The sequence below is a fragment of the Faecalitalea cylindroides genome (assembly GCF_028321995.1).
Classification (GTDB): domain Bacteria; phylum Bacillota_I; class Bacilli_A; order Erysipelotrichales; family Erysipelotrichaceae; genus Faecalitalea; species Faecalitalea cylindroides.
Genome location: NZ_JAQLXG010000015.1, coordinates 1 through 20,055, shown reverse-complemented (window position 1 = coordinate 20,055; position 20,055 = coordinate 1). Strand labels below are relative to the sequence as shown.

Annotated in this window: 21 protein-coding genes; 13 read left to right on the top strand and 8 right to left on the bottom strand. The window is 35.5% G+C overall.

Annotation, left to right across the window (positions count from 1 at the left end; genetic code table 11):
* The first annotated feature begins 47 nt into the window (after positions 1-47).
* Together PND65_RS08145 and PND65_RS08140 are read left to right on the top strand one after the other, a co-directional pair.
* Entirely contained in the window at positions 48-296 is a 249-nt protein-coding gene (locus PND65_RS08145) for a hypothetical protein (protein ID WP_022355559.1), read from the top strand.
* Positions 297-339: 43 nt separating this feature from the next.
* Positions 340-1,197 carry a DNA/RNA non-specific endonuclease gene (locus PND65_RS08140; protein ID WP_271991401.1) on the top strand — a complete coding sequence of 286 codons (858 nt, stop codon included), beginning with the start codon at positions 340-342 and terminating at the stop codon, positions 1,195-1,197.
* Here the strand turns inward: PND65_RS08140 and PND65_RS08135 are convergent.
* Positions 1,194-2,189 (bottom strand): isocitrate/isopropylmalate dehydrogenase family protein, encoded by a 996-nt coding sequence (locus PND65_RS08135; protein ID WP_087158330.1) that lies wholly within the window; start codon positions 2,187-2,189, stop codon positions 1,194-1,196. The two genes, PND65_RS08140 and PND65_RS08135, sit on opposite strands and share 4 nt — an antisense overlap.
* A complete protein-coding gene (locus tag PND65_RS08130) occupies positions 2,167-3,474 on the bottom strand; it encodes a citrate synthase (RefSeq protein WP_271991403.1) in 1,308 nt (435 codons plus the stop codon). The genes PND65_RS08135 and PND65_RS08130 overlap by 23 nt, the downstream gene beginning before the upstream one ends.
* 86 nt (positions 3,475-3,560) lie before the next feature.
* Between PND65_RS08130 and PND65_RS08125 the strand changes: the two genes are divergently transcribed.
* Positions 3,561-5,480, top strand: a complete 1,920-nt coding sequence (locus tag PND65_RS08125) for an aconitate hydratase (protein WP_204714879.1) — start codon at positions 3,561-3,563, stop codon at positions 5,478-5,480.
* Between the two features lie 20 nt (positions 5,481-5,500).
* On the opposite strand, the gene PND65_RS08120 is transcribed toward PND65_RS08125, so the two are convergent.
* Genes PND65_RS08120 through deoC form a run of 6 tightly spaced genes read right to left on the bottom strand, consistent with a single transcriptional unit; the run spans position 5,501 to position 10,535 of the window.
* Positions 5,501-6,367, bottom strand: a complete 867-nt coding sequence (locus tag PND65_RS08120; protein ID WP_022355554.1) for a hypothetical protein — start codon at positions 6,365-6,367, stop codon at positions 5,501-5,503.
* Positions 6,368-6,418: 51 nt separating this feature from the next.
* Positions 6,419-7,612 (bottom strand): phosphopentomutase, encoded by a 1,194-nt coding sequence (locus PND65_RS08115; protein WP_271991407.1) that lies wholly within the window; start codon positions 7,610-7,612, stop codon positions 6,419-6,421.
* A 27-nt stretch (positions 7,613-7,639) separates the two neighbouring features.
* On the bottom strand, positions 7,640-8,050 hold the full coding sequence (locus PND65_RS08110; protein ID WP_022355552.1) for a C-GCAxxG-C-C family (seleno)protein: 411 nt from the start codon (positions 8,048-8,050) through the stop codon (positions 7,640-7,642).
* Position 8,051: 1 nt separating this feature from the next.
* Entirely contained in the window at positions 8,052-8,921 is an 870-nt protein-coding gene (locus PND65_RS08105; protein ID WP_204712402.1) for an SDR family oxidoreductase, read from the bottom strand.
* Complete coding sequence (locus PND65_RS08100; protein ID WP_195375791.1) at positions 8,918-9,850, bottom strand: type I phosphomannose isomerase catalytic subunit; 933 nt, start codon at positions 9,848-9,850, stop codon at positions 8,918-8,920. Before PND65_RS08100 ends, PND65_RS08105 begins: the two co-directional genes overlap by 4 nt.
* A 1-nt stretch (position 9,851) precedes the next feature.
* On the bottom strand, positions 9,852-10,535 hold the full coding sequence (gene deoC, locus PND65_RS08095; protein ID WP_204714883.1) for a deoxyribose-phosphate aldolase: 684 nt from the start codon (positions 10,533-10,535) through the stop codon (positions 9,852-9,854).
* A gap of 108 nt (positions 10,536-10,643) precedes the next feature.
* Here deoC and PND65_RS08090 point away from each other — a divergent pair, with 108 nt between their 5' ends.
* From PND65_RS08090 to PND65_RS08045, 10 genes are all read left to right on the top strand, one after another.
* Positions 10,644-11,231 (top strand): GNAT family N-acetyltransferase, encoded by a 588-nt coding sequence (locus tag PND65_RS08090; RefSeq protein ID WP_015535801.1) that lies wholly within the window; start codon positions 10,644-10,646, stop codon positions 11,229-11,231.
* 100 nt (positions 11,232-11,331) lie between these two features.
* Complete coding sequence (gene htpG / locus PND65_RS08085; RefSeq protein WP_271991409.1) at positions 11,332-13,239, top strand: molecular chaperone HtpG; 1,908 nt, start codon at positions 11,332-11,334, stop codon at positions 13,237-13,239.
* Between the two features lie 51 nt (positions 13,240-13,290).
* Positions 13,291-13,737 (top strand): GNAT family N-acetyltransferase, encoded by a 447-nt coding sequence (locus PND65_RS08080; RefSeq protein WP_195375788.1) that lies wholly within the window; start codon positions 13,291-13,293, stop codon positions 13,735-13,737.
* 59 nt (positions 13,738-13,796) lie between these two features.
* Entirely contained in the window at positions 13,797-14,357 is a 561-nt protein-coding gene (locus PND65_RS08075) for an NADPH-dependent FMN reductase (protein WP_271994355.1), read from the top strand.
* Between the two features lie 51 nt (positions 14,358-14,408).
* On the top strand, positions 14,409-15,011 hold the full coding sequence (locus PND65_RS08070; protein WP_271994358.1) for an HAD family hydrolase: 603 nt from the start codon (positions 14,409-14,411) through the stop codon (positions 15,009-15,011).
* Positions 15,001-16,149 (top strand): 23S rRNA (uracil(1939)-C(5))-methyltransferase RlmD, encoded by a 1,149-nt coding sequence (gene rlmD / locus PND65_RS08065; protein ID WP_271991416.1) that lies wholly within the window; start codon positions 15,001-15,003, stop codon positions 16,147-16,149. The genes PND65_RS08070 and rlmD overlap by 11 nt, the downstream gene beginning before the upstream one ends.
* A 270-nt stretch (positions 16,150-16,419) precedes the next feature.
* A complete protein-coding gene (locus PND65_RS08060; RefSeq protein ID WP_271991417.1) occupies positions 16,420-16,713 on the top strand; it encodes a hypothetical protein in 294 nt (97 codons plus the stop codon).
* Positions 16,713-17,492 carry a DUF262 domain-containing protein gene (locus tag PND65_RS08055; RefSeq protein ID WP_271991419.1) on the top strand — a complete coding sequence of 260 codons (780 nt, stop codon included), beginning with the start codon at positions 16,713-16,715 and terminating at the stop codon, positions 17,490-17,492. The genes PND65_RS08060 and PND65_RS08055 overlap by 1 nt, the downstream gene beginning before the upstream one ends.
* Positions 17,428-18,543, top strand: a complete 1,116-nt coding sequence (locus PND65_RS08050) for a GmrSD restriction endonuclease domain-containing protein (RefSeq protein WP_271991421.1) — start codon at positions 17,428-17,430, stop codon at positions 18,541-18,543. The genes PND65_RS08055 and PND65_RS08050 overlap by 65 nt, the downstream gene beginning before the upstream one ends.
* Positions 18,544-18,557: 14 nt before the next feature.
* On the top strand, positions 18,558-19,310 hold the full coding sequence (locus tag PND65_RS08045; protein WP_271991424.1) for a restriction endonuclease: 753 nt from the start codon (positions 18,558-18,560) through the stop codon (positions 19,308-19,310).
* Positions 19,311-20,055: the final 745 nt, after the last annotated feature.

The following is a 20,055-nucleotide window of genomic DNA, read 5'->3' as shown; positions in this document are numbered from 1 at the left end:
AAATGATTGGTATTATATTTCTTGCGAATATTATTGAGGAGGTAATTATGGCAACTCAAACAAAAATACCTGAATGGGTTTTTCAATGCTTAGACCAATACGGAAACTGTGCATGTGGCCGTGCAATTACTAAAAAGTTCGGTAAAGATAAGTTATTATCTGCACTGGAAAAAATGGGATATCCATGCGACCTTGAAGTTTTAAGTGATCAAAAAGATAAAAGCGCTTATCCAAAAGATGGAACATATATCCTAGTTTCAAAAAATCGTCAGGAATTGATTGTAGAGGATGAATAAGAGGTATCTGAAAAGATACTTTTTTTCTTAAGGAAAGATAACAATGAAGAAATTAATAATTACTATTTTTACAGCCGTTTCAATGGTTCTTTGTCTAAGTGGATGTTCATCTGCAGAACAAACAACTTCGATTCAGTCAGTTTCTGTTGAGGATATTCCAGCTTATACAAATAGTCCATATGTAGTCATCAATGAGAATGTGCCGGATTTTGATTTATCGAAAAAGCAGGATAGTTATCAGATCTATAGCGAGCTGGATGATTTAGGTCGAACATTAGATGCAGAAGCTTGTTTAAGTAAAGATATGATGCCAACTGAAGAAAGAAATAATATTTCTTCGATTCATCCTTCGGGATGGCATTCCATTCAAGATGACAGCATTCCAGGTGGTTCTTTATACAACCGGTGTCATTTGATAGCTTATCAGTTAACTGGGGTAAATGATGAAAGAAATTTGATTACTGGAACACGATATTTAAATGTAGAAGGTATGCTGCCTTTTGAAGAGATGGTAGCCGATTATATTCGAGAAACAGACAATCACGTATTATATCGAGTTACACCTTATTATGAAGGTGATAATCTTGTGGCGAGTGGAGTTTTTATGGAAGCCTACTCACTCGAAGATAAAGGAGATGGTATTTGTTTTCATGTATATTGTTACAATGTAATGCCGTCGGTAGAAATTGACTATAAAACAGGAGATGCTGTCATAGAAAACTCAAATATAGATACGCAGACACAAAAAGATTATATCTTAAATATTAAAAGTAAAAAGATCCACCTTCCTGAATGCAATGGAGTGCAAACCATGAGCGATAAGAATAAAAAAGAAGTTCATGCGAGCATTGATGAACTTCAACAGGAAGGATATTCGATTTGCAGCAACTGTATTCATTAGAGCTTTTTAATGATTTCTTGAACGAATTCCTGTGTTGTACTATGTCCTTTTAAATCTGGAGTCAGTACTTTTTTCTCAAGGAATACTTCATTTAAAGCATTTCGGATGTTTTGTGCGACATTTATTTGGCCAAGGTCATCTAACATCATGCATGCCGATAACAACAATGCACTTGGATTTGCGATACCTTTACCTGCAATATCTGGAGCACTGCCATGAACTGCTTCATACATCGCATATTCGTCGCCTTTATTACAACTTGGCAATAAGCCTAATCCACCAATCAAACCACTGGTTAGATCCGAGATGATGTCTCCGTATAGATTTGGCATGACCATGACATCAAACTGCCAGGGATTCATGACCAACTGCATACATGTGTTATCAACAATCAAGGAGTTAGATTGAATCTGAGGATATTCCTTTGCGATATCTTTAAAGATTTCTAGAAATAAACCATCGGTTTTCTTGAGAATGTTTGCCTTATGAACACATGTTAATTTTTTTCGATTATGTTTAACGCAATATTCAAAAGCCGCCTTGATGATTCGAGAGCTGGCTTTTTTTGTGATGATCTTATAGGCGATTATGGTATTATCGTCGATGACTTCCTCTTTTCCTACATATAGATCTTCGGTATTTTCGCGAAAGGTAACGATATCAATGTCTTTAAAATATGTATCTAATGCAGGATTGGATTTAGCTGGACGTATATTGGCCCATAAATCATATTTGGTTCTTAAAGTTACATTTAAGGAACGAAATCCTTTTCCAATGGGTGTTGTGATAGGAGATTTTAATAAGACTTTATTTTTTTGAAAGGAATCAAGAGCTTGTTGGGGAATATATTCCTGGCACTTGTTAAAGACAGCTTCACCAACATCAAAGATTTCATAATCAAGGTCTGCTTTGGCATGATTTAAAATTTCAATTACGGCATCTGTAATTTCTGGGCCGATTCCATCTCCTCTAAATACTGTGATCGTTTTCATGATTATCATCCTCCAATTTCTTAAGCGAACCAACATAAACGTTGGCTGGTCGTATCAGTTTTCGATTTGATTGACGATTTTCTAGATGATGTGCGATCCATCCGGCTGTACGACTGATACAAAATAATGGTGTAAATAGAGATTCGCTGATGCCTAACATAGAATAGGCAAACCCACTGTAGAAATCCACATTGGCGCAGGCAGTTACACCTTTTTCTTTTTTCATAACGTCAATAGCAGCGTTTTCAAAGGCCTCCAAGGTATAGAAAGTATCCAACTGACCTTTTTCTTTGGCCAGTTTTTTACACTCTGCTTTGATGCATTGACATCTAGGATCGCTGATCGTATAGATCGCATGACCGATTCCATAGATTAAGCCACTTTTATCAAAAAAGTCTTTATTAAGTAATTGATAGGCAATGTTTTTCATAAGCTCAGGGTCTCTTGAATGTTGGGTTACTTTAAGGATTTCTTTCATCTGCTGGTAAACTTTTGTGCTGGCTCCACCATGTCTAGGTCCTTTTAAAGAGCCAATTGCAGCACTGATGCATGAATAAATATCAGTTCCAGTACTGGAAATAACGACATTGGCAAATGTAGAATTATTTCCACCACCATGATCAGCGTGCAAGACCAAAAGCGTATCCATGACACGAGCTTCCTGATGAGTGTATATATTGGATCCACGAGCCATTACAAGAATATTTTCCGCAAGACTTTTATTGGGCAATGGGTATTCACAGATTTGTTGCCCAGTAAAAAAAGAAAACGTAATTAAAGGAATCTGCGCCAATATGGAGAGTCCTTTAAGCATTCTTTCTTCTAAGGTGTCTGAATCTGGATTTGGATCTTGTCCATATAGTTTTAAAACTTCGATCTGTACACCGTTTAAAATGCTGGTGGTTTGATACTTAGGATCAATGTTACAAAGATTTCGCTTCTTAAGAAGTTCCTGTGTAAATAAAGATAATTCTTCTGCATTCGGAAGTTTTCCATAGATCAATAAAAAAGCAATTCTTTCATAGTTGCCTAATTGGGCAAAGTTAGGATCATTGATCAAATCTTGGACGGAATAGCCACGATAGATTAGTTTTCCATCAACATTGATCTTTTTTCCATGGATATATTGATAACCGACAACATCACAGATCTTAGTCAATCCAACTTTGACTCCCGTTCCATTATCATTTCTCAAACCTGCTTTTACACGATATCTAGGGTATAAAGAAGCATCGATATAATTCTCTTTTTCACTTTCCATATATATAGCTTTCAAAGTTTTCATAGCATTACCTTTCATTTTGTTTCATTATTATATCATAAACTTTCAAATTGTTACATTTTTTGTTATAATTAACGACATTAGGAGGAATGCTCATGAATTTAACACAAAAAATCATTAAAGAACATTTGATAAAAGGAACTTTAGAGCCAGGTAGTCCAATTGAAATTAAAATGGATCAGACATTGACGCAGGATGCGACTGGTACCATGGCATATATGCAGTTAGAAGCTATGGGAATAAAAAGAGTTAAGACAGAGATATCGGTCTCGTATGTTGATCATAACACGCTACAGAATGGATATATGAATGCAGATGATCATGCCTATCTTCAAAGTGTAGCAGCCAAATATGGAGTATATTTTTCTCGTCCAGGAAATGGGATTTGTCATCAGGTGCACTTAGAGCGATTTGCTAAACCATCAAAAACGTTAATAGGATCGGATTCACATACACCAACAAGTGGCGCCATGGGATGCTTAGCGATAGGGGCCGGTGGTTTGGATGTTGCCAAGGCAATGGCAGGAATCGGATATCGTCTAACAATGCCAAAAGTTGTCCAGGTCAATCTTCATGGAAAACTTTCGCATGGAGTATCTAGCAAAGATATTATTTTAGAATTGCTAAAAAGATTAAGTGTTAAAGGTGGAGTATCTAAAGTTTTTGAATATACCGGAGAAGGTGTTAAAGGCCTATCGGTTTATCAAAGAGCAACGATTACAAATATGGGAGCTGAATTAGGGGCTACAACTTCTATCTTTCCAAGTGATGAAATCACACTTGCTTTTTTAAAACAACAAAATAGAGAAGAGGATTATATTGAACTAAAAGCCGATGAAGATGCGACTTATGATGAGTATATTGATATTGATCTATCTTCATTAAGACCAATGGCTGCATGCCCAGATTCTCCAGACGCGATTAAAAACATCAGCGAATTAAAAGGCATTAAAATCGATCAGGTAGCGATTGGTTCATGTACCAATTCTGGATATGAAGATTTGATGAAGGCAGCTACAATTTTGAAAGGAAAAACGATTGCCCCAAATGTAAGCCTGGTTGTTTCTCCAGGATCACGTCAAGTCATGATGAAATTGATTCAAAATGGAGCTCTAGCTACTTTTATTCAAGCTGGGGCTAGAATCTTAGAGTGTGCTTGTGGTCCTTGTATCGGCATGGGACAATCGCCTAAAAGTGATGGTATTTCATTAAGAACGTTTAATCGTAATTTTTATGGACGTTCTGGAACATTAAGCGCTGGCATTTATTTGGTATCTCCAGAAGTTGCAGCGGCAAGTGCTATTGAGGGGAAATTTGTTGATCCAACCGAATTAGATTATGATGATACATTTGAAAAAGAACCTGTTTATATCGATGACAGTATGATCATAGCTCCAGTAGAAAATACAGACGATATAGAAATCATTCGTGGACCTAATATAAAACCGCTGCCAATCAATGATAGAATGGATCAGATCATTGATAAGAAAGTGATCGTAAAATTACCGAATAATATAACGACAGACCATATTGCGCCTGCTGGTGCCGAAGTTTTGCCATATCGTTCGAATATTGAGAAACTTTCTACATTTGTCTTTAAGAATAATAAACCACATTTTGCCGAAATATGTAAAGAAAATCATGGCGGGATCATTGTGGCAGGAGAGAACTATGGACAAGGATCTTCTAGAGAGCATGCGGCTTTAGCTCCAATGTATTTACAGATCAAAGCGGTTATCGCAAAATCATTCGCCCGTATACATTTGGCAAATTTAATTAATTTTGGAATCCTTCCACTCGTTTTTAAAGATAAGGAAGACTATGACTTCATTGATGAAATGGATGAATTAATGATTGAAGATACTTCAAAATTATATGAAACAGATGAAATCAAAGTTTATGATAAAACCAAAGATAAATATTTTACTGCCTTAACTTCTCTTTCAAACGAAGATGTAGATATCTTAATGGCTGGTGGGGCGTTAAATTATATTAAAGACCAACAATAAAAGAGCTGGATTCCAGCTCTTTATTCGTATATATCAAAATAATCCTGATAGATATCGAAGTTTTCATCTGAATGGATCTTTGCGGCAAAGAAAGCATTTTTATCATTTAAAACTTCACGGGATACATTGACGATCGGTTCTTTGAATTTATAGATTCCATCCTCGTTTACACGCCAAATGTTTTCATTATGGTGTCTAGCAGGTGAGAATTTTTTTAACATAGTTGCGATTGCAAGTTCTTCTGGATACATACACATCTTAAAGTTATTGGAACAATAGGCAAGGTTTTCTGCTAAGGCAACAGCACTTTCGTGTCTTAATACGAACCATGGATAACTCAATACTAGAACATCATCCAATTTTTTTTGCTTGAAATTATGAATGACACCAGCTGTAAACTTGTTCATGCCTTGAATGATCTTTGATTTTTGAAAGTCCATCGAATTTGTAAAGAATGCATACTCTTCAAATCGGGTCATAAGTTCTGGATCTTCTTCACTTGTTTTTTCAACATAGTAGATATCTTGTTCAGGATATTTGTTTAGATAGTCTTCCAAATCCTTTTTCTTAGTAATAGGGATCATCCCGTCTGTCAAATTAATGAAGGCATCATACTTAAATCCGTTTTCCTCTTCTTCCTCTAGAGCATCTGCGATGGAAATGATCATACCGCGTGGTAACGATAGATCTCCAGGCAAGGCAGCTTCCTGCTTATGGACTAAGTGCATGCTTGGTTCATTACCATAGGCAAGCATGAGCTCATCTCTTAAATCGTCATCATTCACGATGACATAACAATCATCACCGGCTTCTAAGATTGTATCTAGATTTTCTGTGATTTCATCATAATTTTTTTTCATATAATGTATCAAATATGCTATTTTCATGGTTTTCCTCCATTTTGAATTTTGTCTTCAGTAAAACAAGTATAACATATTTTATAGAAGTTGACTTAATATACTTGTACCAATTGAGTTATTGGGCATAGAGAATCCAAAGTTATCCAGGATCGTAGCTCCAATTGTCGCAAAATTGTTTTGGTCTTTTAATTGCTTTGATTCTTTGAAACGTTTGGAATATATCATCAAAGGTACGATTTCCTTTGTATGGTCACTTCCTTTGCAAGTTGGATCATTACCGTGATCGGCTGTGACAATCAGAAGATCATTTTGTGTAAGCTGATTGATCAATGTCTTTAAGTTTTTATCAAATGCTTCAAGTTCTTTGCCATAACCTATAGGATTTCTTCGATGTCCCCATTTCGCATCAAAATCAACCAGGTTACAAAAACATAATCCTGTAAAGTCTTTTTTTGTCAGTTCGATCGTTTGTTGCATGCCATGGATACTGGAATCTGAATGTAAGCTTTCAGAAATGCCCTGACCATTAAATATGTCACTGATCTTACCAATACCAATTACATCCAGCTTGTTTTCCTTTAGAACATCTAAACAAGTTTTATGAGGTGGTCGCAATGCATAATCTTTACGATTGGAAGTACGAATATATTGCCCGTTTTGGATGATATAAGGCCTTGCGATCACACGTCCAACCTTCCATTCAGGGCGCATCGTCAGTTCTCGAGCAATCTGGCAACAGCGGTAGAGTTCATCGAGTCCCATGATTTCTTCATTGCCACAAATTTGTAATACAGAATCCGCACTGGTATATACGATCATCTTTTTTGAATGGCTCATAGTTTCCTGTGGTGCCAGTTCTTTTAGAATTTCGGTTCCACTGGCTGCCTTGTTTCCGATGATTTCATGTCCGGTCTGTTTTTCTAACTCCTGGATCAGTTCAACAGGGAATCCGGTTTCAGTAAATGTAATGAAAGGTTTATCCACATAGATGCCCATCATTTCCCAATGACCGGTAATCGTATCTTTTCCAACACTGGCTTCAAACATTCTTCCGTAATAACCTGTTGGTTCTGAATCTATTTTGGCATGGATCGTTGGATGTAACTGGCCTAAACCAAGTTTCATCATCGTATCGATGTGAAATGGATTCATGATCAGATCAATGTGTCCAAATGTGTCTGCACCTTCATCGCCATATTCTTTGGCATTTGGCATTGCGCCAATGCCAAACGAATCGACAATGATCAAAAAAATTCGTTTAAATTGAGTCATGTCATTATTATATAAAAAAACTGTGAGTTATTCACCCACAGTTTCCAAAATTGTTTTTTCTAACGCTTTTGCGGCCAAAAGACAAGTGTTTAAACACTTTGTTTCTTTGGTATGATGAATGGGTTTTACATGGGCGCAGTCCATGTTTCCAAGCTCTTCTTTAAAGTTGCGAACACATTTTTGTGTATAGGGCCTAATTTCATCCAACTGGTCGTGTGCTTTTGTCTTTATGACCATTTTTGATAAAGCAGCTACACTGCCTACAAGAGCTCCACATGTAGAGCCAACAAACATACCTCCACCAAAGCCGGCAATCATTTTCATGTCTTCATCATGAAGATCAAGATGATAATATTCATTGGCAGCACGAATGAGTGTTTCAGAACAGTTATATCCAGATGTATAATATTTTTCAACTACGGTTTGAAATTCTGTCATATTAACGGTCCCACCCGAAATCTTTTAAGATTTCTTCTATGTTTTCTTCGAATGTACCAAAAGTGATACCAAGATTTTCTAATTTTGAAGAGTCAAGACGATAGTCTCTGAAACGTTCACTATACCTTTCTTTATTAGGAAGGATGTATTTTGCGATTGCCTCATCGCTTGCCTTAAGTTCTTTGGCGATATAAACTGCCGTTTCATATGTCGTCATCTCGTTTTTGCTGGCGACATGATAAGTGCCTGTATCTAATGTAGTGATCTTTTCAAATTGTTGAGCCAATTTTTTAGCATATGTCATGCATCTTCTTTCATTGCATGTAAACAATGTTGGTGTTTGATGCAACAATGCATTCATAACGTTTTTAATGATACTTGGGCTGGCTTTGACTTTATCAAAGCTTAATCCCATCATCCAGGAAAAACGTAAGATCAAATAGTCATCCAATTGTTCATGAATCAGATCTTCACATTCGATCTTGTTTTTACCATATACCGTTACAGCGCTGACGGATTCTTCTTCATTAAAAGGTCCATGGTTTTCTTTACCATTAAATACTTGTTCCGTTGAACAGAAAATCAAACGGGCCTGATTTTTTTTGCAGGCTTCAATGATCTTTTGTGTGGATTCCACATTGATCTTATGTGCTAATTCCGGATTTTCTTCACATACAGCTGTTGTTGCATTAGCGGCTGTGTGAAAACAGATGTCAAATTGTTTATCTTTTAAGAAAGCTTCGACTTCTTCTGGTTTGCTTAGATCGGCATCTTTTCTTGTCATCGTTATCCAGTTGAATTTATGATGGTTTTCTTTACGGACATAGCTTGCGATATAACCATTCGCTCCGGTTACTAAGATTGTTTTCATTTGTTTTCTCCTTTAACTGGTTGACTTAATAACACGTGTGCACCTTTTTGTAAGGTGATTTCTTTAGCGTTTGCCGGTACAAACATACTATCATAACGTGGTAGTGTGATGGTCGTACCATTCCATATGATATCTGTATCTTCATCCACATTGGTCAAGATTACAAAATGTGTATCACTTGTAATTGTCTGATTTTCTGTAGCAAAGATTTCATCGACAGTAAAGAATGGAGTATCGCCAATTCTTCGTGTTTCTTCTTTCGCTTCTTCAAAATGAGGCTGTAAGGCAAAATTTGTTACATCAAATGATTCTTTTAAATGCAGTGGTCTTGGGTTGCCATTGGCATCTTTTCGATCGTAGTCATAAAAACGATATGTTGTATTGGAATTTGTTCCTACTTCAATGGCCCAGATATCTTTTCCAAGAGCGTGCAGCATACCAGCTGGGATGGTTATATAGTCACCTTTTTTAACCGGCCATTTTTGAAGATATTGCTCTAATGTATTATCCTCTAAGGCTTTTTTGATTATATTGGCATCATCCACATTTGTTCCAGCAACCAATGTAGCACCTGGTTTAGCATCAATGATATACCAGCTTTCATATTTACCAAAATCATTGGAATGCTTTTTTGCGTATTCATCTTCTGGATGTACTTGAATGCTCAAGGCATCTTCTGTATCTAAATAAGCCAGGCGCAGCATTTCATGAAGTGTATATCCTTTTCCTAACATTCCTTCCATATCCTGATCGATCAATTCTTGTAGAGTTGTTTCTTCAGGCAGGTTGGTAATTTTATTTGTACAGTAAGGATGAGCTGAAACTTCCCACCATGTTCCGTATTTTCTATCGTAGTTACGATGTTTGCTGAGATGATCAGACCCCCATATTGTATAGTCTGGGATTGGTTTCAATAATAATGGCTTCATTTTATTCACCTTCAAATTCTTTTAAGATATTTAGAGAAGAACTCGTTCCAATGCGGGTAGCTCCTGCTTCAATCATTTCTTTACAAGTTTTCCAGTCGCGGATTCCTCCTGCAGCTTTTACTTGAACTTCACCTTCTACAGCTTCAACCATGATCTTAACATCTTCTATGGTAGCTCCACCAGTTCCAAAACCTGTGCTTGTTTTGATAAAGTCTGGTTTCACTTCTTTGGCGATCAAAGCTAGTTGGCGAATTTCATCTTTTGTCAAATAGCAGTTTTCAAAAATAACTTTTAATAAAACCTGTCCTTCTGTACAGATTTTTTTGAATTCTTCCATTTCATGACGAATAAAGTCCCAATCATGCATCTTAGCTTTACTTATGTTGATTACATAATCAATTTCATCAGCGCCCTGTTCAATGGCCCATTTGCATTCAAATAGTTTTGTATCCAGTCCGCACTGTCCTAATGGGAATCCAATAGCAGCACCTACATGAACATCGGTTCCTTGTAATTGTTCTTTACAGAATTTAGTCCATTCTGTGTTAATAGCGACCATGGCAGCTCCAATTGTCTTTGCTTCCGTACATAGTTTTTCTAAGTCGGCATTGGTTGCATATGCCTTTAAAAAAGTATGGTCAAAATATTTTGCAAGCGATTGTTTTGTTAAGTTTTCTGTTTTCATCACATTCTCCTCCTATTGATAATTTTAATAGAATTAATTCGTAAATTCAAGCAATGTTATAACATTTAAATCATAAAAAGTATGCTATACTGTCGAGGGTGATAAAATATGACAACTTTAGATAGAAGCATAGAATTTAAAAAAGTTTTAATGGTAATCACAAGAAAAACGATAAAGAGAGAGACTCCATTAAAAGAAGGATATAAATATACACCTTTTAGCAAAGAACTTTTAGATTCATGGTGCAGGCTTCATGTAAAAACAGGCTTATTTGAAACGATGGAACAGGCAAAGAATAAATTAGATGAGATGTTACAACAAGATGAAGACTTCTTTAAAGAGAACTTTCTTTTTGTGGTAAATGAAGCCAATGAACTGGTAGCCAGTGCTGGATTATGGACAGGAAAAGATTTTGATGGAAATCGTCTTCGTTTGCATTACATATCTGTTGATCCAAACGAGCAGCATAATGGAATTGCGCATGCGATGATTTCACGTTTATGCATCAAGTATGATTCGATTCCAGGTAAGTATCCATTGTATTTAGCAACACAGAGCCAGTCTTATGGTGCGATTGCTCTGTATAGTCGAATGGGATTTACACCTTACTTAGGTGAGTATAATGGATGTTCTCAAGAAAAAAATGAAGCGGCATGGGAATATACAACAGAAATTTTAAGAGAAAAGGTTAAATAATAGGGAAGAAAGGTTACTTTTAGCAGTTATATCTTGACTCTGCTAAAGAGTTGCGTTATACTAGCATACGCAAGGCTAGAGTGCTAAAAGGAGTGATATTATGGCCAGAAAAAAACAATTTAAGGCTGAATCAAAACGATTATTAGATTTAATGATCAATTCAATTTATACGCATAAGGAAATCTTCTTACGTGAGTTGATTTCTAATGCAAGTGATGCGATCGATAAATATTATTATTCAAATGCCGGACATGTAGATCCATCTACATTTGAAATTCGTATTGAACCAAATAAAGAAGCTCGTACATTAACTATTTCAGATACTGGTATTGGTATGTCTAAAGAAGAATTGGAAGAAAATCTAGGTACCATTGCCAAGAGTGGGTCTTTGGCATTCAAAGAACAAATGGAAAACAACAAAGAACATGAAAATGATGTGGATATCATTGGTCAGTTTGGTGTTGGGTTCTACAGTGCATTCATGGTTGCCAAAGAGTTATGCGTAATTTCTAAAAAAGATGGCAGCGATGAAGCTTATAAATGGATCAGTGATGGCGATTCAGGATATACGATTGAACCAGCTGAAAAAGAAACAACAGGTACTACAATTATCTTGACTTTAAAAGATGATACTGAAAATGACGATTATTCTAAATATTTGGAAACATATACGCTTAAAGATTTGATCAAAAAATATTCAGATTATATCCGTTACCCAATTAAGATGAATGTTGAAACCAGCAAGATCAAAGAGGAAACAAAAGATTCTGATAAACCTGAATATGAAACTGTTATTGAAGATCAGACATTGAATTCCATGGTTCCATTATGGAAACGTCAAAAATCTAAAATAACCGATGAGGAATACAATCAATTCTATAAGGATCATTTCTATGATTATGCGGATCCAAAACGTGTGATTCATTTTAGCGTTGAAGGAAATGTCAGCTTTACTGCTTTATTGTATATTCCAAGTCATGTACCACAAGGCTTCTATCATCAGGACTATAAGAAAGGCCTTCAGTTGTATTGCCGTGGTGTATTTATCATGGATCATGCAGAGGAATTGTTGCCAGATTACTTGCGCTTTGTCAAAGGCTTAGTGGATTCCCAAGATCTTTCATTAAATATCTCTCGTGAAATGTTGCAGCATGATCATCAGTTAAAGGCGATTGCTTCTCGAATCGAAAAGAAGATATTAAGCGAATTAACAAACATGTTGACAAAAGAACGAGAAACATATGAAGAATTCTGGAAGGAATTTGGTCTAAACATCAAATTTGGTGTATATAACAACTATGGAATGGATAAAGATAAACTACAAGATTTATTATTGTTCTATTCCAGCAAAGACCAAAAACTTGTTACATTAAATGAGTATGTAAATCGCATGAAGGAAGACCAGAAGGACATCTATTTTGTTTCTGGATCAGATGTGAATTTAATCGATAAGTTACCAATTGTTCAAACATTGAAGAAGAAAGATTACGAAGTTCTATATTTAACAGATGAAGTCGACGAATTTGTTATGCAGACATTGATGACATATCGTGAAAAGACATTTAGAAATGCAGCTCAAGGAGACTTGGATCTAGATTCTGAAGAAGAAAAACAAGAATTGGAAAAAGCTAAAGAAGATAATAAAGAACTATTGGAATTCATGAAAGAGTCGTTGCATGATCAAGTTGCAGAAGTTAAACTTTCCAATCGTTTGATCGATGATCCAGTATGTTTGACTGCTGGAGAAGGCTTATCTTTTGAAATGGAAAAAGTCTTTGCGAATATGCCAAAGGATAATCCAATGATGCCAATGAAGGCTACACGTATTCTTGAAATCAATCCAAATCATCCGATTTTTGAAACATTGAAAGAAGCATTTAGTTCAAATAAAGATAAGGTTGCAGAAATTGCCGATGTTTTATATAATCAGGCTCTATTGATTGAAGGATTCAAAATCGAAGACCCAATTGCATACTCTAGAAAGATCTGTGAATTACTAGTAAAATAGCCGGAATGTATTTTCCGGTTTTTTTGTTATAATTTAGAAAAGGAAACATATATGATTATTCGAAAATATCAAAGCTTAGATTGTGAAGAAATGGCACAGTTATTTTATGATACCGTTCATACGATAAATAGAAAAGATTATTCTAAAGAGCAGTTGTATGTCTGGGCAGATGGAAAGGTTGATATAGAATCTTGGAATCAACGTTATTTATCATCTCACACACTTGTTGCGATAGAAGATAAAAGGATCGTTGGTTTTGGAAATATCGACGATCAAGGCTATCTAGATATGTTATATGTCCATAAAGAGTATCAAAATAACCAAATTGCGACCAAGCTCTGCGATCAATTAGAAAAGTTTGTAACAGGTAAGATCACAACATATGCTTCCATAAGCGCAAAAGGTTTTTTTGAAAAAAGAGGGTATAGAGTCATTAGGGAAAACGAAGTGATTCGAAAAGGAATCACGTTGACAAATTATTTAATGGAAAAAGAATGAGCATATACATGTTCATTCATCATAATAAGGTTTATACTTAAGTTAAGGAGATGATGATCATGAAAAAAATATTATTTATTGTTGGATCATTGCGCAGGCATTCATTCAATGCTCAATTAGCTGGCTATGTAGAAGATAAAATTAAGGATAAAGTTGAAGTATCATATTTGCAGTATCGAGATATTCCTTATATGAATGAAGATTTAGAAAACCCAGAACCGGTAGATATTCGAAGAATTAAGAAAGAAGTTATGGAGGCAGATGGGGTTTGGATCTTTACCCCTGAATACAATGGATTTATTCCTGGTGTTTTGAAAAATCTTCTAGACTGGTTGTCAAGAAGAATCGATCTACAGGCCGAATGGAATCAAACAGCTCTTGCCAATAAACCTGTTACATATTCTGGAGCTGCCGGTAAAAGTGGCTCTGCAAAGGCACAAGCTCAGCTGGAAGTATTATTACCGTTTATCTTAATGGATGTTGTTAATAAACATACCGCAAAGGTTCAAATCAAACCAGAAGATCATAAAACGCAGCTCTTGACGTTAAATAAAGAAGAAGAGGAAATGATCGATCTTCAGATCAATGATTTCTTATCTCATTTAAATGTGCAGAATTAATATTCTGCATTTTTTCTTGAGTATCCTTTAAGTTTTAAATATACTAAGTTCATGGTAAAAAATATTATATTTGATATCGGCAATGTTCTTGCAACATTCAAACCAAAAGATTTTTTAATGGATCTTTTTAAGGATCCTACACTTGTGGATCAATTTTTCGAAGTGTTCTTTACAAAACTTTGGCATGAATATGATCAAGGATTATATACTAAAGAACAGATGGTACAAAAAGGTTTACAGAAGATGCCGGATCAAAAGGAAAAAATTAATAAAATGATGGATGTATGGACATCATATGTCGTTGGGATTCAAGAAAATCTGGATTTGATTCGAATCTATCAAAAAAAGGGATATAAAGTTTATATACTTTCGAATCTTCCAGAAGATTCATATGTTTATTTGAAAGAACATTATGATTTTATAGATCAAGTTGATGGGGGAATCTATTCATATCAACATAAATTGATCAAACCGGATGTTAAGATCTTTGAAGCATTGTTGGAGAAATACGGCCTAAATGCAAATGAATGTATCTTTATAGATGATACTGAAGTAAATATCAGGGCTGCTGAAACACTTGGCTTTTATACGATATGGTTAAAAGATCATACACAGCTGGCTACATTGTTAAAGGAGAATTTGAATGAAGTGTAAAGTAGGGAAAATATGTGGAGGATGTGCATATCTTTCAAAAAGTATGGAAGAACAGGCATCCATTAAGAAAGCTCAGGTTGAAGAACTGGCTCAAAGAAATCATCTTAAATTAAGAGTAGGGGATGTTTTAACCGCAAAAAATACGACACATTATAGAAATAAGGTAATTGTTGGCTTTGCGAAGAATAAAGGGAAGGTTTATTCTGGCTTATATGCAGCCAAATCGCATCGTGTAGTGGCTTGTCAAAACTGTATGATGCATCCTGATATAGTGAATAAAATCATTGTTAAGATCGAAGAATTGGTCAGTTCAATGAAAATTGAATTATATAATGAAAAAACACGCACCGGTTTATTGAGACATGTATTAATTCGCTATGCTCATAAGACAGATGAAGTGATGGTTGTTTTTGTCACCAGCAAGAAGATGTTTCCTTCTAGAAGAAATCTTGTCAATGCGCTCGTAAAGGAATTTAAAGAAATCAAAACGATCGTACAAAATGTAAATCCAAGAAATACAAGTATAGTCCAGCAAGATGAAACGATTCTTTTATATGGGGATGGAATGATTACGGATGAATTATGTGGTTTAAAGATTTCTTTCTCAAATCGCTCTTTCTATCAAATTCATTCGGAACAGTGTGAAGTACTCTACGATATGGCTCGAAAAATGTGTGATTTAAAAAAGACAGACACAGTATTGGATACATATTGCGGTGTTGGTACGATTGGATTGACTTTGGCATCTAGTTGTAAGAGTGTTACTGGTATAGAAATAAATCCTGAAGCTATTGAAAACGCTAAATTGAATGCGAAACAGAACAATATCAAGAATGTCAAATTTATCTCTATGGATTCGACAAGATACATGATGGAAGCAAAGAAATTTAGAAACCATTATGATGTAATTATTTTAGATCCACCTAGAGCTGGTACAACAAAAGACTTTATTGAAGCTTCTACCTCTCTTCAGCCAAAGAAGATCTTGTATATCTCTTGTGATCCAAAAACAATGATGCGTGATCTTGTCATGTTTAGACAAAAAGGATATATGACAAATAAGATTGAGCTTGTGGATATGTTCCCGTTTACTGAACATGTGGAGACGGTCTGCTTGATGTCTAGGAAAGAGAAATAAATAGCGAAAAGTAGCGTATTTACGGGCTTTTTTGAGATTAGTAGGTAGCTCATGAAAGTCCGTAATTCTTATATTGAAACATATCTACTGTAAAAACGGTCAGAGGGTTTAGGCTGTGGATTAGATGTCGTGGGTTGTGGCACTAGAATAGATGTTATCTAAGGTGCAAACTCAATTTGAGTGAGTGATTTAGATGTTGTCTAATCCGGCAACTCGACCGTTGGCTGAATAGTAGGCAGTGGATTAGATGTTACGGAAGGAGGAGTTTTCATGGAAGATATTTTTACAGGTGATATTTTTGAAAAAATTGAACCGCCGCATGGGGTATCTTTCAAGATTGTGGGGACTGCATTACCTACAAATTTATTGCAGAGAAATGGTTTCTCACGAGAATCGGCAACATATATCCGGAATCATAAAGATGAATATGTTGTTCATGATGGTAGTGGTGGTGAATTAAAATTAAAAAGCTCGTTGCTTACATGTGGCAATACGAGCGTAATGACAGAAGCAGCCAGCATTAACTTTAATGTTCCGGGACTTTTTCTGGAGGAGGACGCCTAATGAAGAAAATTGAAGGTTCACCTAAGAATCTAAAACAATTATTACAGAATACGAAATATTCTATTCACTATTATCAGCGTGAATATATGTGGCAGCGTAAGCACATAGAAGAATTGATTGATGACCTTATATCAGAATTCTTGGAATATTATAAAACAGATGACCCAAGACAAGCTGTAGCTGATTACGGTGCATATTTCATGGGTTCTATTGTTCTGGCCGGAAGAGAAAATGCAATCATTGATGGCCAGCAGAGATTCTCGTCTTTGACACTATTGTTGATGTACCTTAACAACAGATTAAAGACCATCGGCCAGAGTTATAACATGATTGAGACTATGATTTTCTCAGAATCCTTTGGTACAAAGTCTTTCAATATCAACGTTGAGGACCGTCAGGATTGCATGAATGCAATTTTCAACGATACTGATTTTGATACTACCGGTGCCGGAGAATCTGTAAAGAATCTATATGGTCGATATCAGGATATTCAGGATGTTTTCCCAGCTGATATTACAGATGATATGTTGTTGCATTTCTGTGATTGGGTTGCGGAAAAAGTATTCTTTATTGAAATTGTAGCAACAACTGAGCAAGATGCTCATAAAGTGTTTGTTACAATGAACGACCGTGGTTTGAGCCTTACATCTACAGAAATGTTAAAGGGTTATATTCTTTCAGAAATCAAATCCGATTCTTCACGCGAAAAGATGAATGGTATTTGGAAAGATAAAGTTCTTACATTTTCTTACATTGAAGAAGGACGACGACAAGGGTGATGAGACATTTATTAAGGCTTGGCTTAGAGCTCACTATGCGGAAACAATCCGTGAGACAAAAGCCGGTGCTGTAAATAAAGACTTTGATATCATCGGTGGTTCCTTCCACAAGTGGGTACGAGATGAACGTGATAAGCTAGGTCTTAATGGCTCTGATGATTTTGAGTTGTTCATAAAGAAATTTGCAAAATTTGCTGAGGTTTATGAACGTATTCGTAGGGCAGAAACAACATTTGCTGAAGAAACAAAGTATGTATATTACAATGCGCAGGTTAACTTTACATTACAGCCACAGTTATTATTAGCGCCCGTATGCTATGAAGATTCATGGCCAATTATTATTGAGAAGATTAATCTGGTAGCAAGATTTATTGATGTTTTGATTGTATCCAGAGTTACGAATTATCGCTCTGTAGATTACAGTACAATTAAAAATTTTGTTTTCAATGTTACTAAGGATATCCGCATGACAGACATACCTACATTGAAACAGAAATTAGAACAGCAGTATATCAATCTTGCATTTGACCCTGCAGCAGCATTAAGCGATTTAAGACTGAACAGCTTTACTAAGAAATACATCAAGAATATCCTTGCTCGTATCACTGGATATATTGAAGAACAGACTGGTGTTGCATCAAATTATTGTAATTACATGAATACTCAAACAAAGAACCCGTTTGAGATTGAGCATATTATTACAGACCATTATGAATGGTTTACAGCAGAGTATTCTGACCAAGATGACTTTAGACGTTGGAGAAATAGCATCGGTGCTTTACTGCTTCTTCACAAGAGCATCAATGCAAGCTTAAACGATGCAAAATATGATTATAAGCTTAAGAAGTATTGTTCTAATGAAGGCAATATCTATACGGAATCACTTGGTGAATTAGCGTACCAGAATAATCCTAAATTCAAGAAGTTTATTGCTGATAATAATCTTGGATTTAAAGCATATGCATCATTTGGCAAGAATGAGATTGCTGAGAGAATCGCAGTTCTCGTTGATTTGGTAAAACTTGTTTGGAATGATGACCTGTTTCATTAATTGAGGTGCTGGATATGGAAATAGGTTTAGCTGGAGAGTTAATTATTAAGTGTCTAGATTGTGGCTCTGAATACAGAATAGATATTGATTCTCTTGATGAAGAATGCTTTGCTTATGAAAGAAACATGGGAGATGAAGTTGAACATGATTTCTATGGAGAATGCCAATGCGAAGATTGTGGAAATGTAATGCGTTTTACCATCAAGGCATTTGAATATCCAGTTGGTGCTTTGAACTATTGCAATGAAGAAAGCGATGGTTGTGAAATCTTAGAATCTCCGGAAACAGTAGTTAACTATTATGATTCGGATTTTGATTATTATGAAGAAGAAGGTATCCGTCAGCAAGTAAGCGGAGCCTGTGCAAATATTGAAAGAGTTCTAAGAGATAAAGAAGCTATTTACAATATTACGCCAAGAGAGTTCGAGGAACTTGTTGCAGAGGTTTTTTCACAGCAAGGATATAATGTTGAAATTACACCAGCAACGAGAGATGGTGGTTGTGATATTATCGCAACAAAAGAAATTAGTGGAATCCCCTATATGATTCTAATTGAATGTAAAAAGTACAGTGCAAGGCACAAGGTTGATGTTCAACTGGTTAGAAGTTTATTGGGAGTTCAATCTGACAGGAAAGCAAATAAAGCAATTCTTGTGACATCTTCCTTGTTTACAAGAGACGCAAGACAGTTTGCTGAGCGTCAGGAGCATTTGATTTCATTAGTTGATATTAACGATTTGATGGATATGATGAGAAATGCTCGTTAAATACTAGGTTGAGACGATGCCTTCTATGTGGGAATAGTTCTACGACGACAAATTCCCTAAAAGGCTAGTCCCGGCTTGAGGCAGTGGCGACAGAAGTGCTGCTTATATATAGTAGCAACTAGGAAAACTCGATATGTTCCCTACAACGAGAAGGGTTTAGGTTGCGGATTGAATAAGGGCAAAATGTGCCGATTGATATGTTTCCGAGAACAATCGAAAATCGGCTCAAAAAGGGGCGATATGTTCCGAGATTGCGACATCAATCAGCACGTATCGAGCCATATTGAAAGCATCTGTGTTTTAACAAAAAGAGAAATAGGAAATGTAAATAAAAAGAATTATAAAAGATAGAATATAAATTGTTTAAAAATGATAAAAATCTCATATTACAGATAAAGTCTCGATAGAAGTATTCTTCATCTGTATATGAGGTTTTTTTGCGCAGGAAAAACAAAACATAACTATTGATTGATGATTTTCAATGATTATAAATCGGAGACAAGATAGCTAATTCTTATTTTATCCTTTGGGTTCTTTTTAAAAATAAGTTTTGAATTTTCATTGATATAATCATAAATCTTTGTGGTTGTTTTATAATTTTTTATTAAAGCAACAATATTATTTATATCACTGGTTTTATATAGTAAAAAAGTAAATGATTGTTTTATTGAGTATTCCGTTAACTGAAGTCCATCCTGTACGATAGAGAAGTCCACTCAATCCGCTTATGAAGTCCACTATTTTA